23 protein-coding genes are annotated in these 20,054 nt (G+C 63.7%); 14 read left to right on the top strand and 9 right to left on the bottom strand.

All coding sequences use genetic code 11. From position 1 onward, the window contains the following. Nucleotides 1–167: 167 nt before the first annotated feature. From CW354_RS13705 to CW354_RS13690, 4 genes are all read left to right on the top strand, one after another. Nucleotides 168–437 (top strand): PGPGW domain-containing protein, encoded by a 270-nt coding sequence (locus CW354_RS13705; RefSeq protein ID WP_165793710.1) that lies wholly within the window; start codon nucleotides 168–170, stop codon nucleotides 435–437. 149 nt (nucleotides 438–586) lie between these two features. Continuing rightward, on the top strand, nucleotides 587–1,099 hold the full coding sequence (locus CW354_RS13700; RefSeq protein ID WP_104830654.1) for a c-type cytochrome: 513 nt from the start codon (nucleotides 587–589) through the stop codon (nucleotides 1,097–1,099). Next, nucleotides 1,089–1,760 (top strand): cytochrome b/b6 domain-containing protein, encoded by a 672-nt coding sequence (locus CW354_RS13695; protein ID WP_207764814.1) that lies wholly within the window; start codon nucleotides 1,089–1,091, stop codon nucleotides 1,758–1,760. Before CW354_RS13700 ends, CW354_RS13695 begins: the two co-directional genes overlap by 11 nt. Nucleotides 1,761–1,837: 77 nt before the next feature. Further along, entirely contained in the window at nucleotides 1,838–2,830 is a 993-nt protein-coding gene (locus CW354_RS13690) for an amidohydrolase family protein (protein WP_104830653.1), read from the top strand. A 61-nt stretch (nucleotides 2,831–2,891) separates the two neighbouring features. Here the strand turns inward: CW354_RS13690 and CW354_RS13685 are convergent, their stop codons facing one another. Further along, entirely contained in the window at nucleotides 2,892–3,674 is a 783-nt protein-coding gene (locus tag CW354_RS13685; protein ID WP_104830652.1) for an enoyl-CoA hydratase, read from the bottom strand. An 82-nt stretch (nucleotides 3,675–3,756) separates the two neighbouring features. On the opposite strand from CW354_RS13685, the gene CW354_RS13680 reads away from it, so the two are divergent. From CW354_RS13680 to CW354_RS13660, 5 genes are all read left to right on the top strand, one after another. Beyond that, nucleotides 3,757–4,470: a glutamine amidotransferase-related protein gene (locus CW354_RS13680; RefSeq protein WP_104830651.1), complete on the top strand. Its 714-nt coding sequence runs from the start codon at nucleotides 3,757–3,759 to the stop codon at nucleotides 4,468–4,470. A 3-nt stretch (nucleotides 4,471–4,473) separates the two neighbouring features. Beyond that, entirely contained in the window at nucleotides 4,474–5,115 is a 642-nt protein-coding gene (locus tag CW354_RS13675; protein ID WP_104830650.1) for a glutathione S-transferase family protein, read from the top strand. A 60-nt stretch (nucleotides 5,116–5,175) separates the two neighbouring features. Beyond that, nucleotides 5,176–6,519, top strand: coding sequence for a TldD/PmbA family protein (locus CW354_RS13670; RefSeq protein ID WP_104830649.1), 1,344 nt, complete (start codon nucleotides 5,176–5,178; stop codon nucleotides 6,517–6,519). A gap of 172 nt (nucleotides 6,520–6,691) precedes the next feature. Further along, on the top strand, nucleotides 6,692–6,925 hold the full coding sequence (locus CW354_RS13665) for a DUF4170 domain-containing protein (protein ID WP_104830648.1): 234 nt from the start codon (nucleotides 6,692–6,694) through the stop codon (nucleotides 6,923–6,925). A 6-nt stretch (nucleotides 6,926–6,931) separates the two neighbouring features. Then, on the top strand, nucleotides 6,932–7,627 hold the full coding sequence (locus tag CW354_RS13660; RefSeq protein WP_207764813.1) for a protein tyrosine phosphatase family protein: 696 nt from the start codon (nucleotides 6,932–6,934) through the stop codon (nucleotides 7,625–7,627). Nucleotides 7,628–7,733: 106 nt separating this feature from the next. Here CW354_RS13660 and CW354_RS13655 read toward each other — a convergent pair whose 3' ends face one another. Further along, nucleotides 7,734–9,515, bottom strand: coding sequence for an ABC transporter ATP-binding protein (locus CW354_RS13655; protein ID WP_133162310.1), 1,782 nt, complete (start codon nucleotides 9,513–9,515; stop codon nucleotides 7,734–7,736). 99 nt (nucleotides 9,516–9,614) lie between these two features. On the opposite strand from CW354_RS13655, the gene CW354_RS13650 reads away from it, so the two are divergent. The 4 genes from CW354_RS13650 to CW354_RS13635 all read left to right on the top strand — a co-directional run bounded on the left by CW354_RS13650 (nucleotide 9,615) and on the right by CW354_RS13635 (nucleotide 13,668). Then, complete coding sequence (locus tag CW354_RS13650; protein WP_165793709.1) at nucleotides 9,615–10,316, top strand: lysophospholipid acyltransferase family protein; 702 nt, start codon at nucleotides 9,615–9,617, stop codon at nucleotides 10,314–10,316. Nucleotides 10,317–10,385: 69 nt separating this feature from the next. Continuing rightward, entirely contained in the window at nucleotides 10,386–11,690 is a 1,305-nt protein-coding gene (locus CW354_RS13645; protein WP_104830645.1) for a 3-deoxy-D-manno-octulosonic acid transferase, read from the top strand. Continuing rightward, nucleotides 11,687–12,697 (top strand): tetraacyldisaccharide 4'-kinase, encoded by a 1,011-nt coding sequence (gene lpxK, locus CW354_RS13640; protein ID WP_207764812.1) that lies wholly within the window; start codon nucleotides 11,687–11,689, stop codon nucleotides 12,695–12,697. The genes CW354_RS13645 and lpxK overlap by 4 nt, the downstream gene beginning before the upstream one ends. Next, nucleotides 12,694–13,668, top strand: a complete 975-nt coding sequence (locus CW354_RS13635; protein ID WP_104830644.1) for a lysophospholipid acyltransferase family protein — start codon at nucleotides 12,694–12,696, stop codon at nucleotides 13,666–13,668. The genes lpxK and CW354_RS13635 overlap by 4 nt, the downstream gene beginning before the upstream one ends. Here CW354_RS13635 and CW354_RS13630 read toward each other — a convergent pair. The 6 genes from CW354_RS13630 to xseA all read right to left on the bottom strand — a co-directional run bounded on the left by CW354_RS13630 (nucleotide 13,641) and on the right by xseA (nucleotide 17,712). Continuing rightward, entirely contained in the window at nucleotides 13,641–13,979 is a 339-nt protein-coding gene (locus CW354_RS13630) for a Kazal-type serine protease inhibitor family protein (RefSeq protein ID WP_104830643.1), read from the bottom strand. The genes CW354_RS13635 and CW354_RS13630 overlap by 28 nt on opposite strands. Beyond that, nucleotides 13,976–14,455: a bacterioferritin gene (gene bfr, locus CW354_RS13625; RefSeq protein WP_104830642.1), complete on the bottom strand. Its 480-nt coding sequence runs from the start codon at nucleotides 14,453–14,455 to the stop codon at nucleotides 13,976–13,978. Before bfr ends, CW354_RS13630 begins: the two co-directional genes overlap by 4 nt. A gap of 194 nt (nucleotides 14,456–14,649) precedes the next feature. Next, a complete protein-coding gene (locus CW354_RS13620) occupies nucleotides 14,650–14,841 on the bottom strand; it encodes a (2Fe-2S)-binding protein (protein WP_104830641.1) in 192 nt (63 codons plus the stop codon). Nucleotides 14,842–14,946: 105 nt separating this feature from the next. After that, a complete protein-coding gene (locus tag CW354_RS13615; RefSeq protein WP_104830640.1) occupies nucleotides 14,947–15,966 on the bottom strand; it encodes a M23 family metallopeptidase in 1,020 nt (339 codons plus the stop codon). Next, nucleotides 15,963–16,145 (bottom strand): DUF2093 domain-containing protein, encoded by a 183-nt coding sequence (locus tag CW354_RS13610; protein ID WP_423793532.1) that lies wholly within the window; start codon nucleotides 16,143–16,145, stop codon nucleotides 15,963–15,965. The genes CW354_RS13615 and CW354_RS13610 overlap by 4 nt, the downstream gene beginning before the upstream one ends. A gap of 112 nt (nucleotides 16,146–16,257) precedes the next feature. Further along, nucleotides 16,258–17,712, bottom strand: a complete 1,455-nt coding sequence (gene xseA, locus CW354_RS13605; protein WP_104830638.1) for an exodeoxyribonuclease VII large subunit — start codon at nucleotides 17,710–17,712, stop codon at nucleotides 16,258–16,260. Between the two features lie 198 nt (nucleotides 17,713–17,910). Between xseA and CW354_RS13600 the strand changes: the two genes are divergently transcribed. Then, nucleotides 17,911–19,701 carry a tetratricopeptide repeat protein gene (locus CW354_RS13600; protein ID WP_165793708.1) on the top strand — a complete coding sequence of 597 codons (1,791 nt, stop codon included), beginning with the start codon at nucleotides 17,911–17,913 and terminating at the stop codon, nucleotides 19,699–19,701. Nucleotides 19,702–19,784: 83 nt separating this feature from the next. Here CW354_RS13600 and CW354_RS13595 read toward each other — a convergent pair whose 3' ends face one another. Next, nucleotides 19,785–19,991: a hypothetical protein gene (locus CW354_RS13595; protein WP_104830636.1), complete on the bottom strand. Its 207-nt coding sequence runs from the start codon at nucleotides 19,989–19,991 to the stop codon at nucleotides 19,785–19,787. Nucleotides 19,992–20,054: the final 63 nt, after the last annotated feature.

Raw genomic sequence — 20,054 nt, 5'->3', positions numbered from 1 at the left:
CCGATTTAAGCTATTTTTTCCGCTTCCTCTTTACGGTTCGCCTGCCGCAGCATACTTTATTGCAGCGCCGCATGCGACTGTGCGGCGATGCGTTCGCCGCTCTTGCGCGCGGCCCGGCGGAAAGGCCGGACAGCCGGCAAAAAGGGCATTTGGGAGTTTTCCTCGGCATGTTGCCGATTGTGCATCAGGTATTCGGATCATTGCTAGTCGTTGCGGGTCTCATTGTCCTGCCGCTGCCGATTCCTTTTGGCCTGATCATGCTGACCATCGGCTTTGCGCTCCTCGCCCCCTACATTCCGGCGATCCAGCGGCTGATCCGCTATATGCGCGGAAAATGGCCCCATCTCGACTTGCATCTGCGCCGCCACCATCACCGCTTCCCGCCGGTGATCAAATCGACCATCGACAAGACCCACCCGGCGGCCCCCGCTGAATAACAGGGCGGAATCACCCAGCTGCCGCGCTTTGACTCAATTGACCCCGCCCGGGGCGCTTTTTAAGCTTTCCGGCGGTTGTCCTTCCTGTTGCGTAACATTCCGAAAATTCACTCGTCCCGTCTCACAGACGGCTTCATCAGGAGAAGATCATGATCGCCCCTTGGAAGACTTTCAGCGCCGGATTGGCGTTCCTCGCCCTCGCCGCCTGCGGCGGAGACACCGAACAAGCGGCGACGGACTATCGCGGCGATGAGGCCCTGCCCGGCGGCGGCACGGTGAAAGAAGCCATCGAAGCGCGCCAGTCGAGCCTCAAGGAGATGGGCAAGGCGTTCAAGACGATCAGCGACCAGTTGAAAGCAGGCGCGCCGGATCTCGACGCCATCAAAACGTCCGCCGCGACCGTTGCGGAAAAGTCCGCGCATATCGGAACCTGGTTCCCGGAAGGCACGTCGGCCGCCTCCGGCGTCGAGACCGAAGCGCTCGATACGATCTGGGAAAAGCCGGATGAATTCGACGCCGCCGTGACGCGGTTCGAAGGCGCCGCGCCGCAGCTTGTCGCCGCCGCCGACAGCGGCGATGTCGAGGCGATCGGCGCCGCGTTCAAGGAAACCGGCGGCGCCTGCAAGAACTGCCACGACACGTTCCGCGAAGATGATGACTGAGACCGTCAAGACGGCGCGCGCCCCGCTTAAAGACGCCGTCATCTGGGACTGGAGCCTCCGTGTTTTTCACTGGAGCGCGGTTCTGCTCATCGTCCTTTTGTGGTGGTCGGCGGAAAACGGGATCATGGACTGGCACAGGCGTTTCGGCCTGACGATGCTGGGGCTGCTCGTCTTCCGCCTCTATTGGGGCGTCGCCGGCACGAAGACGGCGCGGTTCAAAAGCTTCGTGAAAGGCCCGAAGGCCGTGCGCGCCTATCTGCGGGAAATGAAGCGGCCTTACGTTCCGGCGGCCGGCCATAATCCGCTCGGCGCCTTGAGCGTCGTCGCGCTCCTCCTCGTCCTTGTCCTGCAAGTCGGCGCCGGCCTTTTCGCGGTCGATGTGGACGGCCTCGAATCAGGACCGCTGTCGCGTTTCGTTTCCTTTGAAGCCGGCCGCGCCGCCGCCGAATTCCACGAAACGAGCTTCAACATCCTCCTGGCGCTGATCGTTCTCCATGTCGCGGCGATCGCCTTTTATTTCGCCGTTCTGAAAACCAATCTCGTGAGAGCCATGGTGACCGGAAAGCGCGCCGGCGCCGAAAGCGCCGGGCCGTTCCCGCTGGCGCGCTTCCTCATCGGCGTCGTCATCGCCGGCGCCGCCGTCGCGCTGGTGCAGCTTTAGGCGGCAAGGGGCGCATTTGCGCCCCGCCCCCAATCCTCGTAACTTTCCCATGAAAGAGCTGCGGGGGAAAGCTTTCCATGAAATTCATCGCTGGCGCGCTGGCTGCGCTCATGTTTCTCGGCTCGGCCGCTGCGGCCCGGGACAAGGACCGCCGGCCCTATGAAGGGCCGATCATCGACGTTCACCTTCACGCCTATCCGGCGGACGGCAACGGCCCGGCGCCGAACGCGGTCTGCCCCGGCGTCGCGGCGAACCTTCAATACGATCCGAAAACGCCCTGGCCGGCGAAGATGGGCGCGCTGATGACAGACCCGCCCTGCGAGGATCCCATCCAAGGGCCGGCGACGGACGCAGAGCTGCGCGACCGGACCATCGCCCTTATGAAAAAATACAAGGTGACGGGCGTCCTCAGCGGCCCCGCCGAGCGCATCGCGGATTGGCGAGCGGCGGCGCCGGGCCTTTTCATCGCCGGACGCGAACTCAGCCTCAAACGCGACAATGTTTCAGCCGACGAGATCGAACAGGAATTCGTCAATGGCGGCTTCGACGTGCTCGCGGAAGTCACGAACCAGTATCGCGGCGTCCTCGCCGACGATTCGGCCTTCGACGCCTATTGGGCGGTCGCCGCCGAACACGACATCCCTGTCGGCATTCATCTCGGCATCGGCCCGCCGGGCAGTCCCATGCTTTACCCCGATTTCCGCGTCCAGACGCCGCTGCAGATGGAGGCGGTTCTCAACCGCCATCAAACCTTGCGCGTCTATCTCATGCATGCGGGCTTTCCGTTTGCGGACGATCTGAAAGCCATGCTTTATCTCTATCCGCAGCTTTATGTGGATACGGGGGTCTTGCAGCTCGCGGCGCCGCGCGAGGACTATTACGCCTTTCTCGAAGAGATCGTGCGCGCCGGCTTTATCGACCGCATCATGTTCGGCTCGGACCAGATGTACTGGCCCGGCATGATCGAGGAAGGCATCGAGGCGATCAACGACGCGCCTTTCCTCACCTATGAGCAGAAAAAAGACATCCTCCACGACAACGCCGCAAGGTTTTTGAGGCTGGAGGAATAGGCTGTCTAAAACCTCCCCTTGCAAAGGGGAGGTCGAAACGCTTCAGCGTTTCGGGTGGGGATCATCCCAGCTTCGAAAAGTCAGGCTTTCTTTTCTGCATGAAAGCCATTCCCGCTTCTCGGAATTCCGCCGACTGAAGCTGCGCGGCGAAATGCGCGCCTTCTTCTTTCATGCGCGCGAGAATATCCTCGCGGTTCCCGTCCTTCATGAGCTGTTTCGTCAGCTTCATGGCGGCGGGCGCCTTTTCCGCAATGGCGCGCGCGGACGCGAGCGCGGTTTCTTCCAGCGCGTCCGGCGCGACGGCTTCGTTGACGAAACCAAGCTCGCGGGCGCGCGCCGCGCCGATTTTCTTGCCGAGGATCAGCATCTCGGCGGCGCGCTGATGACCGGCGATCTGCGGCAGGAGAAAGCTCGACGCCGCCTCCGGCACTAGCGCCAGATCCACGAAAGGCGTATGGAACGTAGCTGCTTCCGAAGCGTACACAAGATCGCAATGCAGAAGCATGGTGACGCCGACCCCGACCGCCGGTCCCTGCACCGCCGCGATCAGCGGTTTCTCGGCCGTCGCGATGGCTTCCAGAAACCGGATCACCGGCGGCTTCTCGCCTTCGGCGCCGAGACTCGCCGTCCCGGCCATGAAATCCGCGATGTCATTGCCGGAGGTGAACACGTCGCCCTTCGATTCGAACACCACCGCCCGCACGGCCTCGTCGCCCTCCGCCTCGGCCAGCGCGTCGGCGAGCACGGCGTACATGGCCGCCGTAATGGCGTTCTTTTTCTCCGGCCGGTTGAAGGCAAGCCTCAGGACGGAGCTTTCACGGGATACGGAAATGTGATCGCTCATGTTTCACCCTTTCGCAATTCCGGCGACTTGACGCCAAGCCCGCGCCGGGATCAAGAACGGGGCGCAGCAAAGGGCGACATCTATGCAGATCCGTATCCTCGTGACCGGCGAGCCGCCGGAGCCTTTAAAGAGCCAGTATGGCGATTATCCGGCGATGTTCGAAAGACTGATTTCGCCTTATTCCGCGCGCCTTTCCTTTTCCGCCACGGACGTGACAAAGGGCGAGCCCATCCCTGCGATTTCCGATTTCGATGGCCTCCTGATCACCGGCTCGCCCGCCGGGGTCTATGACGGGCATGACTGGATCGCGCCCTGCGCCGATCTTGTCCGCCGCACGGCGGAGGCCGGCAAGCCGCAGGTCGGGATCTGCTTCGGCCATCAGTTGATGGCGCAAGCCTTCGGCGGCAAGGCGGAGAAATCCGGCAAGGGCTGGGGCGTCGGCGTTCACGACTACAAGATCGCCGCGCAAAGGGAGTGGATGGACCCGCCCTCGAATCACATCGCCTGCGCCGTGTCGCACCAGGACCAGGTGACGGAACTGCCCAAAGGCGCGCAGATCCTCGGGGGGTCGGAGTTCTGTCCCATGGGCGTTCTCGACTTCGCGCAAGGGCCGGCGATCTCTTTCCAGCAGCATCCTGAATTCGGCCATGATTATGGCGAGGCGCTGTTACGGCTCAGGAAGGGGCGCATCCCGGCGGAGCGCGCCGACCCCGGCATCGACAGCTATAAGGGCCGCAGCGACCGCGCGCTCATGGGTAAGTGGATCGCGAATTTCTTCCTCCAGCATGGGCGCTAAGCCATGAACGATTTCACCCTCGGCATCGGCGACAAAAACCTTTCCTCCTGGTCCCTGCGGCCATGGTTTCTCATGACCCAGGCAGGCATTCCGTTTACGGAGGAAAATATCAGGCTCGACCGGCCGGAGACGCGCGGGATCCTGAAAGAAAAATCGCCGTCGGGGCTCGTTCCCTATCTCATCCATGGAGACGTGAAGATCTGGGATTCGCTCGCCATCATGGAATATCTGAACGAGCTCTTTCCTGAAAAACAGCTCTGGCCGGAAGACAGACAAGCGCGCGCCCTGGCGCGCAGCGTCGCGGCGGAAATGCATTCGGGCTTTTCGGCCCTGCGCGCCGTCTGGCCGATGATGGTGACGCGCAAGGACATGCGCCACACGACCCAAAGCGGCGTCGCGCGCGATATCGAGCGCGTGGATCATCTCTGGTCACTGTGCCGGAAGACCTATGGCGCGGGCGGGGACTTCCTCTTCGGCCGGTTCTCCATCGCCGACGCCATCTATGCGCCCGTCGCCTCGCGCTTCACCACCTACGGGCCGGTGGAGCTTTCGCCCGAGGCCGCTTCTTACCGGGACATGATGATGGCGCTCCCCGCCATGCAAAAATGGATAGAAGGCGCGAAAGCGGAGCTGGCGGCGGGTTAGGACGGCCAAGTTCTCGACAACGCCTTGCGCGCCGCGATCCGACCCTCTATCCCCTCGAAAATGCAAACCAAAGACGCTTTACCCATTCTCGAAAGCCTGATCTCCGACGCTAAGGCCGCCGGAGCGGAGGCGGCGGACGCCGTCCTCTATCACTCTGTTTCCACAGGCGTTTCCTGGCGCATGGGCAATCTGGAAGACGTCGAGCGCTCCGAGGGCGCCGATCTCGGCCTCAGGGTCCTGATCGGCAAGCGCCAGGCCAGCGTGTCGACCACCGATCATTCCAAGGCGGCCCTGAAAGAGCTCGCCGAGCGCGCCGTCGCCATGGCGAAGGCCGCGCCGGAGGACCCTTATTGCGGCCTCGCCCCGGCAGAGCGGCTGGCCAAAGAGCCCTATCCCCATCTCGATCTTGGCGATTTCAAGGAACCCTCCACCGATGCGCTTAAAGAGCGCGCCGCCGCCTGCGAGGAAGCCGCGCTCGCCGTTGAAGGCGTCGTCAATTCCTCCGGCGCCGGCGCGAGCTATGGCGAGGGCTGGAAATGGCTGATGACGAGCCACGGCTTTTTCGGCGAGTCCGGCGGCTCGAACCATTCGGTTTCGGTCAGCGTCATCTCCAAAGACGACAACGGTATGGAGACCGACTACGACTACGACTCCAAAACGCATCTCTCAGCGCTCAAAGGCGCGGTCGAAGTGGGGATGAGCGCAGGCCAGCGCGCCGTGCGCCGTTTGTCGCCGAAAAAACTGAAAAGCCGCACCGCGCCGGTCATCTTCGACAACCGCCTGTCGCGCTCGCTCATCGGTCAGCTTGCGGGCGCGGTGAACGGCGCCGCCATCGCGCGCGGCGTCAGTTTCCTGAAAAACAAGATGGGCGAAAAGATCTTCGCCGACGGGATCAACATCATCGACGATCCGCATGTGCCGCGCGGCGCCGGCTCTCGTCCGTTCGACGGCGAAGGCGTCGCAAACGCCCGCATCGATCTCATCAAGGACGGAGTTCTCACCGCCTGGTTATTGAACACATCGCAGGCGGCGCAATTGGACCTTGAAACCAATGCGCGGGCGACGCGCGGGACCGGCGGCGCCCCGGGATCGGGCCCGACGAACCTGACGCTCGAGCCCGGGTCGGCGAGCTTCGACGATCTTTTGACGCAAGGCGGCGCCTGCCTTCTTCTCGGCGACATGTTCGGCCCGCAGGTGAACCCCAACACCGGCGATTATTCCGTGGGCTGTTCGGGTTTCTGGGTGGAGAACGGCGAAATCGTCCATCCGGTGAGCGAAATCACCATCGCCGGGAATATTCTCGACATGTATGCGGGGCTCGTTCCCGCAAGCGACCTTGAAATCCGCGGACCGGTCAACGCGCCGAGCGTTTTCGTTCAGGCCATGACCATCGCGGGCGATTAGAAGCCTTTGAATATGAACGAGCGCCTCCGATCCTTCGAGACACAAAAATTTCTTCATCCTGAGGGCCGCGAAGCGGCGTTCTCGAAGGACGAAGAAATTTTTGCTCCTCAGGATGAAGGCTATGGAAGGCGCCTCGCCCTCCAAAAGCTCATAACTTAAAACGGAGCCACTCATGAGCGATCAGCAACTCCTGCATCTCGTCTTCGGCGGCGAGTTGGAAAATCTCGAAGAGGTGAAATTCCGCGATCTCGACAAGCTCGACATCGTCGGCGTTTTCCCGGATTACGCCTCGGCGGAAAAAGCCTGGCGCGCCAAAGCGCAAAGGACTGTCGACAACGCGCATATGCGCTATTTCATCGTCCATATGCACAAGCTTCTGGACCCGGACGGCGACGGAAAGTTCTAAAGGCCCGTGGCCGCGCCCTTTTCCCGCGAGGAATTCGAAACGCCGAAGGGCCGGAAGCGCGCCTTTCGCGCGCTGATGCTCGGCGATCATGGGTTTTTGCGCACGGTCTATGACAATTCCCACGAGATCGCGCCGGGCAAGATGTGGCGCACCTATCAGCCCTCGCCGAAACATCTGGAGCGCTGGGCGGAGAAGGGCGTCAAAACCGTCATAAATCTGCGCGGCCCCAAACCAACGGGCCAGCTTTTTCTCGAAGAGGAAGCCTGCAAGCGGCTGGGGATGCGGCTCGTCAATTTCCGCGTTTATTCCCGCGAGGCGCCGTCAAAGGAGATTCTCCATGGCGCGCGGGCGCTGTTCGACGAGATCGAATATCCCGCCATCATGCACTGCAAGTCCGGCGCAGACCGTGCGGGGCTGATGGCGTCCTTATTTCTCTTCTTTCATGAAGACGTTCCTTTAGACGAAGCCCTCGACCAGCTTTCCTTCAAATACGGCCATGTCAAAGCCGGCAAGACGGGCGTTATCGACGCCGCTTTCGACAACTACATGACTTATGCGAAGGAAAAAGGCGTTTCCCTTTCCGACGTGGACGGATTTTTCGATTGGGTCAACAATGTCTACGACCCGGCAGCGCTGAAAGCTTCCTACCGCTCCAAAGGCTGGGGCGATTTCCTGACGGAAGTGGTTTTGCGGCGGGAGTGATCACTGGACCCCACGCTTAAAGCGTGGGGAATCGGTTGGGGATGGGTTTGGCGTGCGCCACAAGCGACTCGCCACGGCTCGACCGTGGCGTCCATCATCTTACGCATCAAACCAACTGCAACGCCGCCTGCCGCGCATAGGCGCCCTGGCGCTCCACAAGCTCGTCATGGGTGCCGGTCTCGACGATGCGGCCCTTGTCCATAACGACGATCATGTCGGCGTCTTTGACGGTCGAGAGGCGGTGGGCGATGACGAGGGTCGTGCGGCCTTGCGTCAGGCGTTTCAGCGCGTCCTGAATTTTCGCTTCAGACTCTGCGTCGAGGGCCGAGGTCGCCTCGTCTAAAAGCAGGATCGGCGCGTCTTTCAAAAAGGCGCGCGCGAGCGCCACGCGCTGGCGCTGGCCGCCGGAGAGATTGGCGCCGCCCTCGCCCAGCGGCGTGTCATAGGCATTCGGCAATTGCGCGATGAAGTCATTCGCCGCCGCATTCTCCGCCGCGCGAATGATGTCGGCGCGCGACGCCGCCGGATTACCGAAGGCGATGTTTTCGAGCGCCGACATGTTGAACAGCACCGCCTCCTGAGACACGAGCGCCATGCGCGCGCGCAAGCTCCTGAGCGTCACCTCCGCAATGTCTTCGCCGTCGATGAGGATGCGCCCCTCGCCCGGTTCGTAAAGCCGCGGCAGGAGATTCATCAGCGTCGACTTGCCCGCGCCCGAGGCGCCGACGAGCGCCACCATCTTGCCCGCCGGAATGTCGAGGGTGACGCCCGCCACCGCTTTCGACCCGTCCGCGTAAGCAAAAGACACATTCTCGAAGCGGATCGCCCCCGGCCCCGGGGGCAGGTCGAAGGCGTCCGGCGCGGTTTTCACCGCCGGCTCCGCGTCGATCAGCGACAGGATCCGCTCGAAGGCACCGAAGCCTTCCTGCACCACGGCGTTCAAGGTCCCGAGGCCCCGCCCGGGTTGCGAGAGCATGACAAGCGCCGTCAGGAAACCGGCGAATTCGGAAAAGCTCGTGGCGCCGGCGCCGATGCGCGCGGCGACGACGGCGATGATGACCGCGATCGCCGCGGCGCCGGCGACGAAGATCACCGGCTCGTTGAGCGCGCGCGTGTAAGCCATTTTGAGCAGCACCGACAAACGCTCGTCAAAGGCGGCGCTCGCCCGCGCGCGCTCCAAGGGTTCGATCTGATAGGTCTTCACCATGCGCGCGCCGGAAACGCTTTCGCCGATCAGCGCCGTCAAGTCGCCCGCCTGCTCCTGCGCCTTGCGCGAGGCCGAGCGCAACAGCTTGCCGATGCGCGCCACGAAGACGCCGACCAGCGCATAGATGACGATGACGGCGGCGAAGAGAACGGCGTCGTAATAGATCATCACCGCGCAGAGCCCCGCGAAGGTCACCGCATCGCGCACGCCTTTCGCTGCGCGGGTGAGCGTTTCGCGCAGCACCGTCACGTCGTTGGTGAAGCGCGCCATATACTGGCCCGCGACCTGCCCCCGAAGCTGCGCGAAATCGAGGGCGGTCATTTTGTCGAACATGTCGTTCTGCATGTCCCTGAGCGCAGACAGGGCCGCGCGCGCGGTGAGCCGCGTCGAGACGTAAAGGCTCGCCGAATAGACAACAGCGAGCCCGATAATGATCACCGGCGCAAAGCGCGCCACGGCGCCAAGCGAGGGCGCGCCTTCTTCTCCCGAAAGCCCGCCGAAAATCCACTCGACGGAGAAAGCGAACCCGGCTTGCGCGCCGGAATAGACCGCCATGGCGGCGAGCGCCAAGGCCAGCCCCGGCCAGTAGCGCGCGAGATAGCCCCGCCACAGCCGCCCGGCGAGGATGCGGGTCGAGACATGGGGATCGAGCGATGATGAGTCGGGCGATGGATCGGCCAAGCGCGCGCTCCTGAGAGACTGACGGGCGCGCATTCTCGCGGGCGCCGCCGCTTGAGGCAAGCTATTGACCCTATGAGGGAATTGAGGAACGCCCTAGACATGCTGAAACGCTTCCTCAAGAGCCGATTCGCGATGCGCGCGGCGGCGGCGCTGATCGGGCTTTACATCCGCCTCGTCCACGCCACCTCGCGCTGGACGCTGGTCGGGCTCGAACATTTCGATGCGGCCGCGGCGGAAGGAAACGGCGTCATCCTCGCCTTCTGGCACGGGCGGCTCCTGATGGCGGCGAGCGTGCGCCGCGAGACCAACCGGCCCGTCTACATGCTGATTTCGGCCCATCGCGACGGGGAAATCATCGCCCGGGGGGTTTCCGGCTTCGGCGTCGAGTTCATCCGCGGCTCGGCGGCCAACCCGAACAAACCCGGCCGGAACAAGAGCGGCGCCTCGGCCATCGCCCAGATGACGGCGGCGCTCGCGGAAGGCTCGGTCGTCGGCTTCACCCCCGACGGCCCCAAAGGCCCCGGCGAACTGGTCAAACCCGGCGTCATCCGCCTCGCCCAGATGTCGGGCGCGCCGATCGTCCCCGCCGCCTATTCCGCAAGCCGGGGCAAGCGGCTTTCCACCTGGGACCGCTTCCTGCTGGCCGCGCCCTTTTCAAAAGGCTATTACGTCGCGGGCGCGCCCATTACCGTTCCGGCCGACGCCGACGGGGAGACGCGCGAGCGCCTGCGCCTCGATCTGGAAACGGCCCTCAAAGCCGTGACCGAAGAGGCGGACAAGCGCGCGGGACGTACGGATTAACCCCGCGCGGAACGCGCAAAATGGAAATGCGCCGGCCGGCGCGATGGAAAAGAAGACTGAACGCCGCCGATGAACCTTTCCGCCCGCGAACCCCTTGGCCTTAAAATCTACCGCACGGTGAGCCGCGTCGGCGCGCCCGTCGCCTCTTTCGCGCTGAAGCGCCGCCTCAGGGCCGGCAAGGAGGACCCCGCGCGCATCGAGGAGCGCAAAGGCCATGCGGGCCGCGCCCGCCCCGACGGACCGCTGGTCTGGATCCATGGCGCGAGCGTCGGCGAATCGCTTTCCGTCCTGCCGCTGGTAGAGCGCCTCAAGGCCGCCCATCCCGACTGCGCCTTTCTCGTCACCACAGGCACCGTGACCTCGGCGAAACTGATGGAGGAGCGCCTGCCCGCCGGCGCCTTTCACCAGTTCATCCCTCTCGATCATCCGGACTATGTCGACGCCTTTCTCGATCACTGGAAACCCGATGCGGCGCTCTTCGTCGAATCGGAATTCTGGCCGAATCTCGTTCTCGGGGCGCGCGCGAAAACCCGCTTCATGGCGCTCGTCAACGGCCGCATCTCGCCGCGCTCCTTCGAGGACTGGCGCCGCCAGCCCAACGCCATTCGCTTCATCCTCTCCTCCTTCGACGTCATCGTCGCGCAGGATCCGCAAAACGCCGAGCGCCTCTCGATCCTGTCCGGGCGCAGCGTCGAGACTTTCGGCAATCTCAAATACGCCGCCCCGCCGCTGCCCGCCGACGAGGCCGCCCTTGCCGATCTCGAAAGCAAAATCGGCCCGCGCACGCGCTGGCTGGCGGCGAGCACGCACCCGCGCGAAGAGGAAACCATTCTCGCCGCGGCGAAAATGCTGAAGGCGGAGTTTCCGGACCTTCTCACCATTATCGCGCCGCGCCACCCGACGCGCGGGGACGACGTGGCGGCGCTGTGCGAAGCGCAAGGCCTTAAGCCCGCGCGCCGCGCCGCCGGCGATCCGGTCGGTCCGGATACGGATATTTACATCGCCGACACGCTGGGCGAACTCGGGCTTTTCTACCGGCTGTGCAATGTCAGTTTCGTCGGCGGCAGCCTCGTGGACAAGGGCGGACACAATCCGCTGGAGCCCGCCCGCCTCGGCGCGGCGATCCTGCACGGGCCGCATGTCTTCAACTTCGTCGAGACCTATCGCGAAATGCGCAAGACCGGCGGCGCCGCGCTGGTGAGAAACGACCGGGAAATCGCCTCCGCCGTGCGCCGGCTTTTCGCCGACGCCAAGACCCGCAGCGCCATGACCATGGCGGCGCAGAAAGCGGCCGAAGACGGGGCCGAACGCATTCTCGGCGATGTCTGCAAGGCGCTCGACCCGCATCTTGAAAAGAGCGTGGCCGCCGCATGAGCGGGGGCGAGACCGGGCGCATGATGCGCGAGCCCTGGTTCTGGCGTACAGACACGCCAACCGCGCGCGCCCTTGCCGCCTTGCTGACGCCCGCCGCGTGGATTTATCAGGCGGGACACCGCCTGCGCTGGGCGATGACGAAACCGGCGAAAGCGTCGCTCCCTGTCATCTGCGTCGGCAATGCGACCCTGGGCGGCGCGGGCAAAACGCCGTTTGCGATTCTCGCCGCCGCGCTTTTGCGCGAAGCGGGCGTCGCCCCCGTCTTCCTGACCCGCGGCTATGGCGGCGCGCTCGGCGGACCGCTCACCGTCGATCCCGCCAAACACACCGCTTACAGCGTCGGCGACGAGGCTTTGCTGCTGGCGCGCCACGGGCCTGTCATCGTTTCGAGGGACCGGCCTGCCGGCGCAAGGCGCGCCGCGAAGACAGGCGCGCAAGTCATCATCATGGATGACGGCTTTCAAAATCCGAGTCTCGCCAAGGATCTTTCCATCCTCCTTATCGGCGAAGAAGACGCGCAGACCAACGGCGCGCTGTTTCCCGCCGGGCCCTACCGCGAAAGCCCGTCCCGCGCGAAAGCGCGCGCAGACATTGTCGTCGCCGTAAAAGCCGGGCCTTCGGAAAAACCTGACGGCGCCGACATGGCCGCCTGGCTTGAAGCCGAAGGCGCGCCCGCCCCGGAACGCGTCATCGCCTTTGCGGGGATCGGCCGGCCGGAGAAATTTTTCCGGACGCTTGAAGAGGCCGGCTTCACGCTCGCCAGGCGCATCGCCTTTCCCGATCACCATCCCTTCACCGAAATCGAACTTGAGCATCTCATGAAGGACGCGGCGCGCCAGAAAGCGCGGCTCATCTGCACGGAAAAGGACCATGTGCGCCTGCCGCCGGCCTTCCGGGAGGATATTCTGGCGCTGCCCGTCGCCATGCAGGTCTCGGACAGAGAAGCGTTGAAGCAGCGCCTCGCGGGTCTTATCAAAAGCCCCGGAGAGGAAGGCGGCCAATCATGAGCGAGGCGCGGGCCCCGAGCGGGAGTGAAGCGATCGCGCTGCCCGAGCGGCGCGACAAGCCGGTGACGCTGCTGCACCGGCTCGAATACGCCGCCGCGCTCGGCCTGACGGGCTTTTTCAAAATTCTGGGCGTCGACGCCGCCTCCGCTGTCGCGGGCAAAACCATGCGAATGGTCGGCCCAATGATCCGGCCCGTCTCGCGCAAGGCGGAAAACAATCTGCGCCTTGTCTTCCCGGACTGGCCGGAAGAGAAGGTTCGCGCCGTCACGAAAGACATCTGGGAGAATGTCGCGCGCACGGCGGCGGAGTTCGTCCACCTAAGCGAGCTGCGCGAATTCGAAACAAACGGCCGCGTCGAAATGATCGGCAAGGAAAAGCTCGACGCGATCATCGCCGGCGGCAAGCCGGTCATTCTCTTTGCGCCGCATTTCGCCAATTGGGAGCTGATCCCGTCGATCCTCAATCGCGCCGGCCTCGATTACAGTTTCGTCTATCGCGCGGCGAACAATCCGCTGACGGACGAGATGATCATCAAGCAGCGCGGCAAGGTGATGTCGCGCCGCCAGGTGCCGAAAGGAAAGCGCGGCGGACGCGCGCTTGTCGACGCGCTGAAAGAGGGCCGCTCGCTCGCCATGCTGGTGGATCAGAAACTCAATAGCGGGATTTCGGTGCCGTTCATGGGGCTGCCCGCCATGACGGCGCCGGCGGCGGCGCGCCTCGCGTTGAAATACGAAACGCCAGTGATCCAGATCAGCCTTGTGCGCCTTAAAGGCGCGCATTTCCGCTTTACGGTGCACGACCCGCTCGACTTTACGCCGTCGGGCGATATGGGCGCCGATGTCGAGGCGCTGACCCTGAAAATCAACGAAGCGCTGGAAGCGGACATCCGCGCCAATCCCGGCCAGTGGCTGTGGTTCCACAGAAGGTGGCCGAAGGAAGAGGCTTATTCCGCGACGCATTCCCCCGGATAGGAGACGCTGACGCCCGCCGCCGCCGCGCCGCAAGGGTTGCCATAGGTCTTGCCGTCGCAGCCGCAGACAGGGCGGTATTCCATGGTGCACATTTCGGGACGCGGCGTGCACACGCCCGAGGCGTCCGCCACGTCCTTGCAGGCGCCCGCCGCCATGGCGCAGTAATCGCCCTCCGCCTCGCACTGGAAGCCGGCGAGGCCGCCGCACATGCCGCCGGTCTCGCCCGCGACCGGGGCTTCCGGCTCCTCCTCGACGCTCGCGCAGGCGGCGGCGAAAAAGAACAGCAAGAGAGCGGCGGCGCGCAGCATCATTCGTCGTGCTTGTGCATCTGCGATTGCAGATAGTTCTGTTCGCCCACCTTCTCGATCAGGCCGAGCTGGGTTTCGAGATGGTCGATATGCTCTTCCTCGGATTCGAGGATGCGCACGAGAATGGCGCGGCTCACAAAATCGCTGACGCTCTCGAAATAGGCGATCGCCTCCTTATAAAGCGGATGGGCGCGCTGTTCGGCCTTGAGGTCGCATTCGAGCATCTCCTTGACCGTTTCACCGATATAGACCTTGTCGAGATCCTGGACATTGGGAAGCCCTTCGAGAAACAGGATGCGTTCGATCAATTCGTCCGCATGCTTCATTTCATCGATGGACTCGTCATATTCGACTTTGGCCAGCCGGTCGAAGCCCCAGTCTTTCAACATGCGCGCATGCAGGAAATACTGGTTGACGGTGGTGAGCTCGAGCTTCAGCGCCTTGTTGAGATAATCGATGACCTTTTGGTCGCCTTTCACGGAATCTCTCTCCTTTTGAATCGCCGCCGCATTTTCAAGCGAAGCGGATGCCGGTTCGCGTTAAGAAAATGCGGCCAAAGAATCTTTGCGCAGGATAGGGATTGAACACGCGCGTCCAAGGATAATCTTTGCAAGCGACTCGCACTTGCGCAAAAAATCGCCCTTCAGGCGCAAACGACTCTCAACTGGGAGGCTTATTCGGCGGCGAGCGGCGCCGGGTTTTCGGCCGCGCGGCCGTCTTCGATGATCTGCGCCACATCGGGAAGGCACTTGCCGCATTGCGGGCGGCGTCCGCAGCGGCGGAACACCTCGGCGACATTGCGCGCGTCATTGGCGGCCTCGGAAAGCTCCCGGTCCTTCAGCGCGTTGCAGATGCACACATACATGTGGGCGTTCCCGATCCTTCAATCCGGCGCAGAGAATTGCGACCGGCTCGCAAAAGATGGGTCAGTTAATAATGATTGTCAATTACAAAGTTATGAATTTTCGCCCTATTTTCCGGCGGAAGCCGCGGCTTTCACCGGTTCAAGCGGGTCGAGCGTCAACTGGGGGTCGACCAGCATGCCCTTCCACTTGATGCTCCAGTGGAGATGGGGCCCCGTGGCGCGGCCCGTGGCGCCCACAGCGCCGATGACATCGCCTTTTTCCACCCGCTGGCCCGGCTCCACGTCGATCCGGGACATGTGCAGGAAGGCGCTTTCAAGCCAGTGGCCATGGTCGAGCAAAACGAGCCCGCCTTCGAAATACATGCCGGTCTCGGCGAGGCGCACGATCCCCGGCGCGGGGGCGTGAATCGGCGTGCCCGCCGGCGCGGCGATGTCGAGGCCCGAATGGGGCCGCTTGGGCTCGCCATTCAAAATGCGCTGGGAGCCGAAGACGCCGGAAATCCGGCCCGTCACCGGCCAGTCGAAGCCCACCGACCAGTCGGCGATGCGCTGCGTCTCCTGGCGGGCGGCTTTTTTGAGCGCGCTATCCTTGGCGATCTTGGCGAGCTGCTCTTCGGTGAAGCCGGAGACCTTGGACTGGTCGAGCCCGTCAATGCGCTGGGTCGGGAACTCCCGGTCCTCGATTTCGATAGCGCGGCGCTCCACGGTTCCGTCCGGCAGGGTCACCACAAGGAGCGCGGTCGGCGCCGCATCGCGGCCAAAGCCGAGAATGAAGCGGCCGTCATCGTCGACCATCACCTCATCGCCGTCGAGCTTCGCCGTCGCGCCGATTTCGGTCTGGCCGAAAAGAAGCCCGCCCTGGGCGAAGGACCCGTCCAGGGTGAAATGCACAGGCTCCCCGGCGAACACTTTCTGGCGCTCGGCGACCTCGTTCATCGCCTCGGCGTAATTGGCGCGGCGGGCGAGCGAGGCTTTGCCGTCATCGCCGGAGATATTGCCGACTTTCGATCCGGCCGGGGGAAGCAGATTTTCCGCTTCTTCAACTTGATCGGTGTTCTTCGCGTCCTGCGCGACAGCAGGCGCGGCGAAAGCAAGGGCTATAAGCGCGGCGAAAGCAGTTTTCATTCGGCGTGTCCCTTCAGTCCGAACCCCTTCATCGCCGCGGCGGCGTCGGCATAGGGCTCCTGCTTGTCCACATTCCAGTAGCGCAGCGCTTTCAGGGAAATGCGCGCGCCGGTGACGGCGCAGACGACATAGGCGCCCGGCTTCACCACATGAAACTCGGCGTCGTCATAATCGAGCACCGCCTCGTCGTCGGGACCGAAGGAGTCAAACGGGTTCACTGTTTACGCTCGCGCCTTTCCTTATCGCTCGTGAATTCCTACCGCGCCGGGGCGCGTCTCGTCAAAGCGGCGCTTAGTCGAAAAGCCGGGGCTGGCGCGGCTTGCCCGCCTCGTCCGGTTTCGGCGTCTCCTTTTGAGACGCTGATTTTGCGGGACTTTTCGGGCTTTTTGAAGGCGCGGCCCCATCGAAATGAACAGCGCGCACGCCATCGGCGAACTGGATTTCGCCGCCCGCGCCTTCCGCCGCATCCCCCGCCCGGCGCAAAAGCGTCCCGTCCTTAGCGCGCACCAGCGCAAAGCCGCGCTCAAGAACGCTTTCGTAAGAGACCGCCGCCAGCATCCGCGCCGAGGCCTGAAGCCGCGAGCCCCGGTCGGCGACGATGCGCTCGGTGCGGGTCTCGATGCGCGACCAGAGAACGCCGATCTTATGCTCGCGCTGGCCGAACCCGGCGGCGAGAAGGCCGGGGGTCAGCCGTCCGCTGGCGCGCGCCAAAGCGGTGAGCGCCGTATCGAGCCTGCCGCGAAGCCCCGAGCGCAACCGGTCCGAGGCGCGGTCGAGACGCTGCGTCGCCGCGCCCAGAATATCTTCCGGTCGCCCCAACCCGCGCGCGGCGGAGACAAGCGCCGAACGCCGGGTTTCGAACATCCGCGTCACGGCGCCGGTAAAGCGGCGCTCCTTGTTAAGGACTTCGGCCAAGAGCTCAGCGCGCACCGGAACGGCGAATTCCGCCGCCGCGGTCGGCGTCGGCGCGCGCTTGTCCGACGCGTAATCGATCAAGGTCGTGTCTGTCTCATGGCCCACCGCCGAGATCAGCGGAATTTCGCTCGCCGCCGCGGCGCGCGCGACCATTTCCTCATTGAAGCACCAGAGGTCTTCCAGCGAACCGCCGCCGCGCGCGACGATCAGAACGTCCGGACGCGGAATATCGCCGCCGGGCCGAAGCGCGTTGAAGCCGCGGATCGCTTCGACGATTTTCTCCTCCGCGCCGCGTCCCTGGACGAGGGTCGGCCAGACGATGACATGGCGGGGGAAGCGCTCGCGCAGGCGATGCAGGATGTCGCGAATGACCGCGCCCGAGGGCGAGGTGACGACGCCGATCACTTTCGGCAGGAAAGGCAGCGGCCGTTTGCGCTCCGGCGCGAACAGGCCCTCGGCGGCGAGCTTTTTCTTGCGCTCTTCGAAGAGCGCCATCAGGGCGCCGACGCCGGCGGGTTCGAGCGAATCGATGATCAGTTGATAGCGCGACTGGCCGGGAAAGGTGCTCATGCGGCCCGTCGCCACCACCTCCATCCCCTGTTCGGGCTTGATGGCGAGCCTTGCGGCCATGCCCTTCCACATCACCCCGGAGATGACGGCTTTTTCATCTTTCAGGTCGAGATAGACATGGCCCGAGGCGGCGCGGGTGACGCGGCCCAGCTCCCCCTTCACCCGGACAAGGCCGAACGTGTCCTCGATGGTGCGTTTGACCGCGCCGGAAAGCTCGGAAACCGTGTATTCGCGGAGATTGCCGATATTCTTTTCACTCATGGGCCGTGTTAAAGCATGTTTCGGAAGCGCAGATAAGCGGCGCGGCGGGGCTGGGACTTAGAACGATCCGCCGAATTGCGGCGCCGGACCCTAACCAAAGTCAGTGTTCTTGCGCAGGGCCCCGGCCTAGGCAGCGCGCAACACGCCGTTCGCAAAGGACGGCGACGAACCATATTCGAGAAACCCATGGGGAGTTTTATGAAAACCAAATTATTGCTGGGCGCCGCCGCAGCGGCCGTCGCCCTTGGCGGCGTCAGTCTCAAGACCCGGATGGCGGACGACAGGGAAGCGGCTGCGCCGTTCCTCAATCCGTTGCTGATCGCGCGCACGCTCTGCGGCGACAATCCCGACGGGCTCGCCAAACGCCGCGCCTTTTTCATCAGCGCCGCCAAGGCCTACGCCGCATCGGGCGCTGAAAAAGACACGGGCGTTCCAATGCTGCGCTCCAATCTCGGCGCGATCAGCTACGCCGTCACGACGGCGAAGCCGGAAGCCCAGGCCTGGTTCGACCAGGGTCTCGCTCATACCTACAACTTCAATCATAGCGAGGCGGTGAAGGCGTTCAAACGGGCGCAGGAAATCGATCCCGATTGCGCCATGTGCTATTGGGGCGAAGCCTTTGCGCTCGGCCCCAACATCAACGCGCCGATGTTCGAAGAAGCGGTGACGCCCGCCTGGGAGGCCGTCAACAAAGCGCTCTCGCTGCGCGATAAAGCCAGCGAAAAGGAACAGGCGCTGATCAACGCGCTCGGCTATCGTTACGCCGAAGTTCAGCCGGAAGACCGCTCCAAGCTCGACAACGCTTTCGCCGACGCCATGGCCGACGTCGTGAAAGACTACCCGGACGACGACTTCATCGCCGCGCTCGCGGCGGAAGCCAATATGGACACGCAAGCCTGGGATTACTGGACCGACGGCGGCCGCACGCCGAAGGGCCGCACCGCGCGCACGATTTCGCTTCTCGAAGGCGTTCTGGCGCGCAATCCCGACTGGCCTGCGGCGATTCATCTCTACATCCACATCACCGAAGCCTCGCGCAATCCTTACCGCGCGGCGGAGCATGCGGACCGGCTGGCGGGCCTCGCGCCGGGCCTCGGCCACCTCACGCATATGCCGTCGCACACTTACTATCGCGTCGGGCGTTTCAAGGACTCGCTGGAGCACAATATCCGTGCTGTCGACATCGATCAGGCCTATCTCGACACGGCCGACGCCTCGATGCTCTATGAGTACGGCTATTACACGCACAACATCCATTTCGCGATGACCTCGGCGCAAATGGCCGGCGACGGCGCCACCGCGCTGTCCATGGCCGAACGGCTCGACGAAAAGCTTCCCGCCGAAATGGCGTCGGCTGCGCCCTGGGTGCAGCCGATCAAGGCGGCGCCTTATTTCACCATGGTGCAGTTCGGCGATCCGGCCGACATTCTACAGCTGGACGCGCCGGGCGAAGGCTCGCCCTTCCTTAAAGGCGCATGGCTTTATGCGCGCGGCGAGGCTTACGCGAAACTCGGCGACGCCGACGCCGCCATGAAAGAAGCCGAAGCCATTTCGAAACTGGTCGCCGAAGCCGACCTTTCCGCGCTTGTGGAAGGCGGCGTTCCGGCTACGGATATTCTCAACATCGCCCGCCTTACGGTCATCGCCCGGGCGAGCGCGGCTGAAGGCGATTTCAGCACGGCAGTCGAATCCATGGAAGAAGCCGTCGCCCTGCAGGAGGCGCTTCCCTATACGGAGCCGCCTTTCTGGTATTATCCGGCGAAGCAGACGCTCGCCGGGATGGTGCTGCAGGCCGGCGATATCGAACGCGCCGAACAGCTCTTCCTCGAAGCGCTGACCGAGTCGCCCAACAATGCCTGGGTGCTTTACGGGCTTACCGAAACCTACAAGCGCGAGGGCGATAAATCGGCGGCGAAATACGCCGGCGCGCTCTTCAAGAACGCCTGGATCGGCGGCCGGAAAACCTATCCGGAGATCGCCGCGCTTTAACGCCCCGCGGACGCGGGGGAGAAGATCGCTCCAAACAGCCATCCCGGCGTTTGGAGCGATTTTTTTAGGCGGTGACGAAAGAATTAGCTCTCGCGGTTGGCGAGCGCCGATTGCAGGATCCACCAGCCCGAAGCGAGACCGATGACGGCGGCGAGCGCGAAAGTTCCTTCCTGCATCAACTTGCCGAGATGCATGAAGGCGGCGAGCGCCCATAAAACCGCTTCGGAAAAGGCGAAGCTTTCGGATGCGACAAGGATGACAAGGGAGGCGATCCCGATTTTCTCGAGCATGGAAAACCTCAACTGAATACCAAAAAACTCATATAGGCCCCTGCATAGACGGCGCCAATCATC

The sequence above is a fragment of the Hyphococcus luteus genome, from assembly GCF_002943565.1.
Taxonomy (GTDB): domain Bacteria; phylum Pseudomonadota; class Alphaproteobacteria; order Caulobacterales; family Parvularculaceae; genus Hyphococcus; species Hyphococcus luteus.
Note: the sequence above shows the minus strand (reverse complement) of the source record. Positions and strands in the feature narration are given on the sequence as shown.

Bases quoted from the DNA above. Each gene is read 5' to 3' on its own strand.
- CW354_RS13695 (WP_207764814.1), top strand. From the start codon at position 1,089: ATGATGACTGAGACCGTCAAGACGGCGCGCGCCCCGCTTAAAGACGCC.
- CW354_RS13685 (WP_104830652.1), bottom strand. From the start codon at position 3,674: ATGAGCGATCACATTTCCGTATCCCGTGAAAGCTCCGTCCTGAGGCTT.
- CW354_RS13650 (WP_165793709.1), top strand. From the start codon at position 9,615: ATGCTGAAACGCTTCCTCAAGAGCCGATTCGCGATGCGCGCGGCGGCG.
- CW354_RS13670 (WP_104830649.1), top strand. From the start codon at position 5,176: ATGCAAACCAAAGACGCTTTACCCATTCTCGAAAGCCTGATCTCCGAC.
- CW354_RS13680 (WP_104830651.1), top strand. From the start codon at position 3,757: ATGCAGATCCGTATCCTCGTGACCGGCGAGCCGCCGGAGCCTTTAAAG.
- CW354_RS13620 (WP_104830641.1), bottom strand. From the start codon at position 14,841: ATGTATGTGTGCATCTGCAACGCGCTGAAGGACCGGGAGCTTTCCGAG.
- CW354_RS13630 (WP_104830643.1), bottom strand. From the start codon at position 13,979: ATGATGCTGCGCGCCGCCGCTCTCTTGCTGTTCTTTTTCGCCGCCGCC.
- CW354_RS13600 (WP_165793708.1), top strand. From the start codon at position 17,911: ATGAAAACCAAATTATTGCTGGGCGCCGCCGCAGCGGCCGTCGCCCTT.
- CW354_RS13595 (WP_104830636.1), bottom strand. From the start codon at position 19,991: ATGCTCGAGAAAATCGGGATCGCCTCCCTTGTCATCCTTGTCGCATCC.
- xseA (WP_104830638.1), bottom strand. From the start codon at position 17,712: ATGAGTGAAAAGAATATCGGCAATCTCCGCGAATACACGGTTTCCGAG.
- CW354_RS13635 (WP_104830644.1), top strand. From the start codon at position 12,694: ATGAGCGAGGCGCGGGCCCCGAGCGGGAGTGAAGCGATCGCGCTGCCC.
- CW354_RS13615 (WP_104830640.1), bottom strand. From the start codon at position 15,966: ATGAAAACTGCTTTCGCCGCGCTTATAGCCCTTGCTTTCGCCGCGCCT.
- CW354_RS13700 (WP_104830654.1), top strand. From the start codon at position 587: ATGATCGCCCCTTGGAAGACTTTCAGCGCCGGATTGGCGTTCCTCGCC.
- lpxK (WP_207764812.1), top strand. From the start codon at position 11,687: ATGAGCGGGGGCGAGACCGGGCGCATGATGCGCGAGCCCTGGTTCTGG.
- CW354_RS13665 (WP_104830648.1), top strand. From the start codon at position 6,692: ATGAGCGATCAGCAACTCCTGCATCTCGTCTTCGGCGGCGAGTTGGAA.
- CW354_RS13675 (WP_104830650.1), top strand. From the start codon at position 4,474: ATGAACGATTTCACCCTCGGCATCGGCGACAAAAACCTTTCCTCCTGG.
- CW354_RS13645 (WP_104830645.1), top strand. From the start codon at position 10,386: ATGAACCTTTCCGCCCGCGAACCCCTTGGCCTTAAAATCTACCGCACG.
- CW354_RS13690 (WP_104830653.1), top strand. From the start codon at position 1,838: ATGAAATTCATCGCTGGCGCGCTGGCTGCGCTCATGTTTCTCGGCTCG.
- CW354_RS13705 (WP_165793710.1), top strand. From the start codon at position 168: ATGTTGCCGATTGTGCATCAGGTATTCGGATCATTGCTAGTCGTTGCG.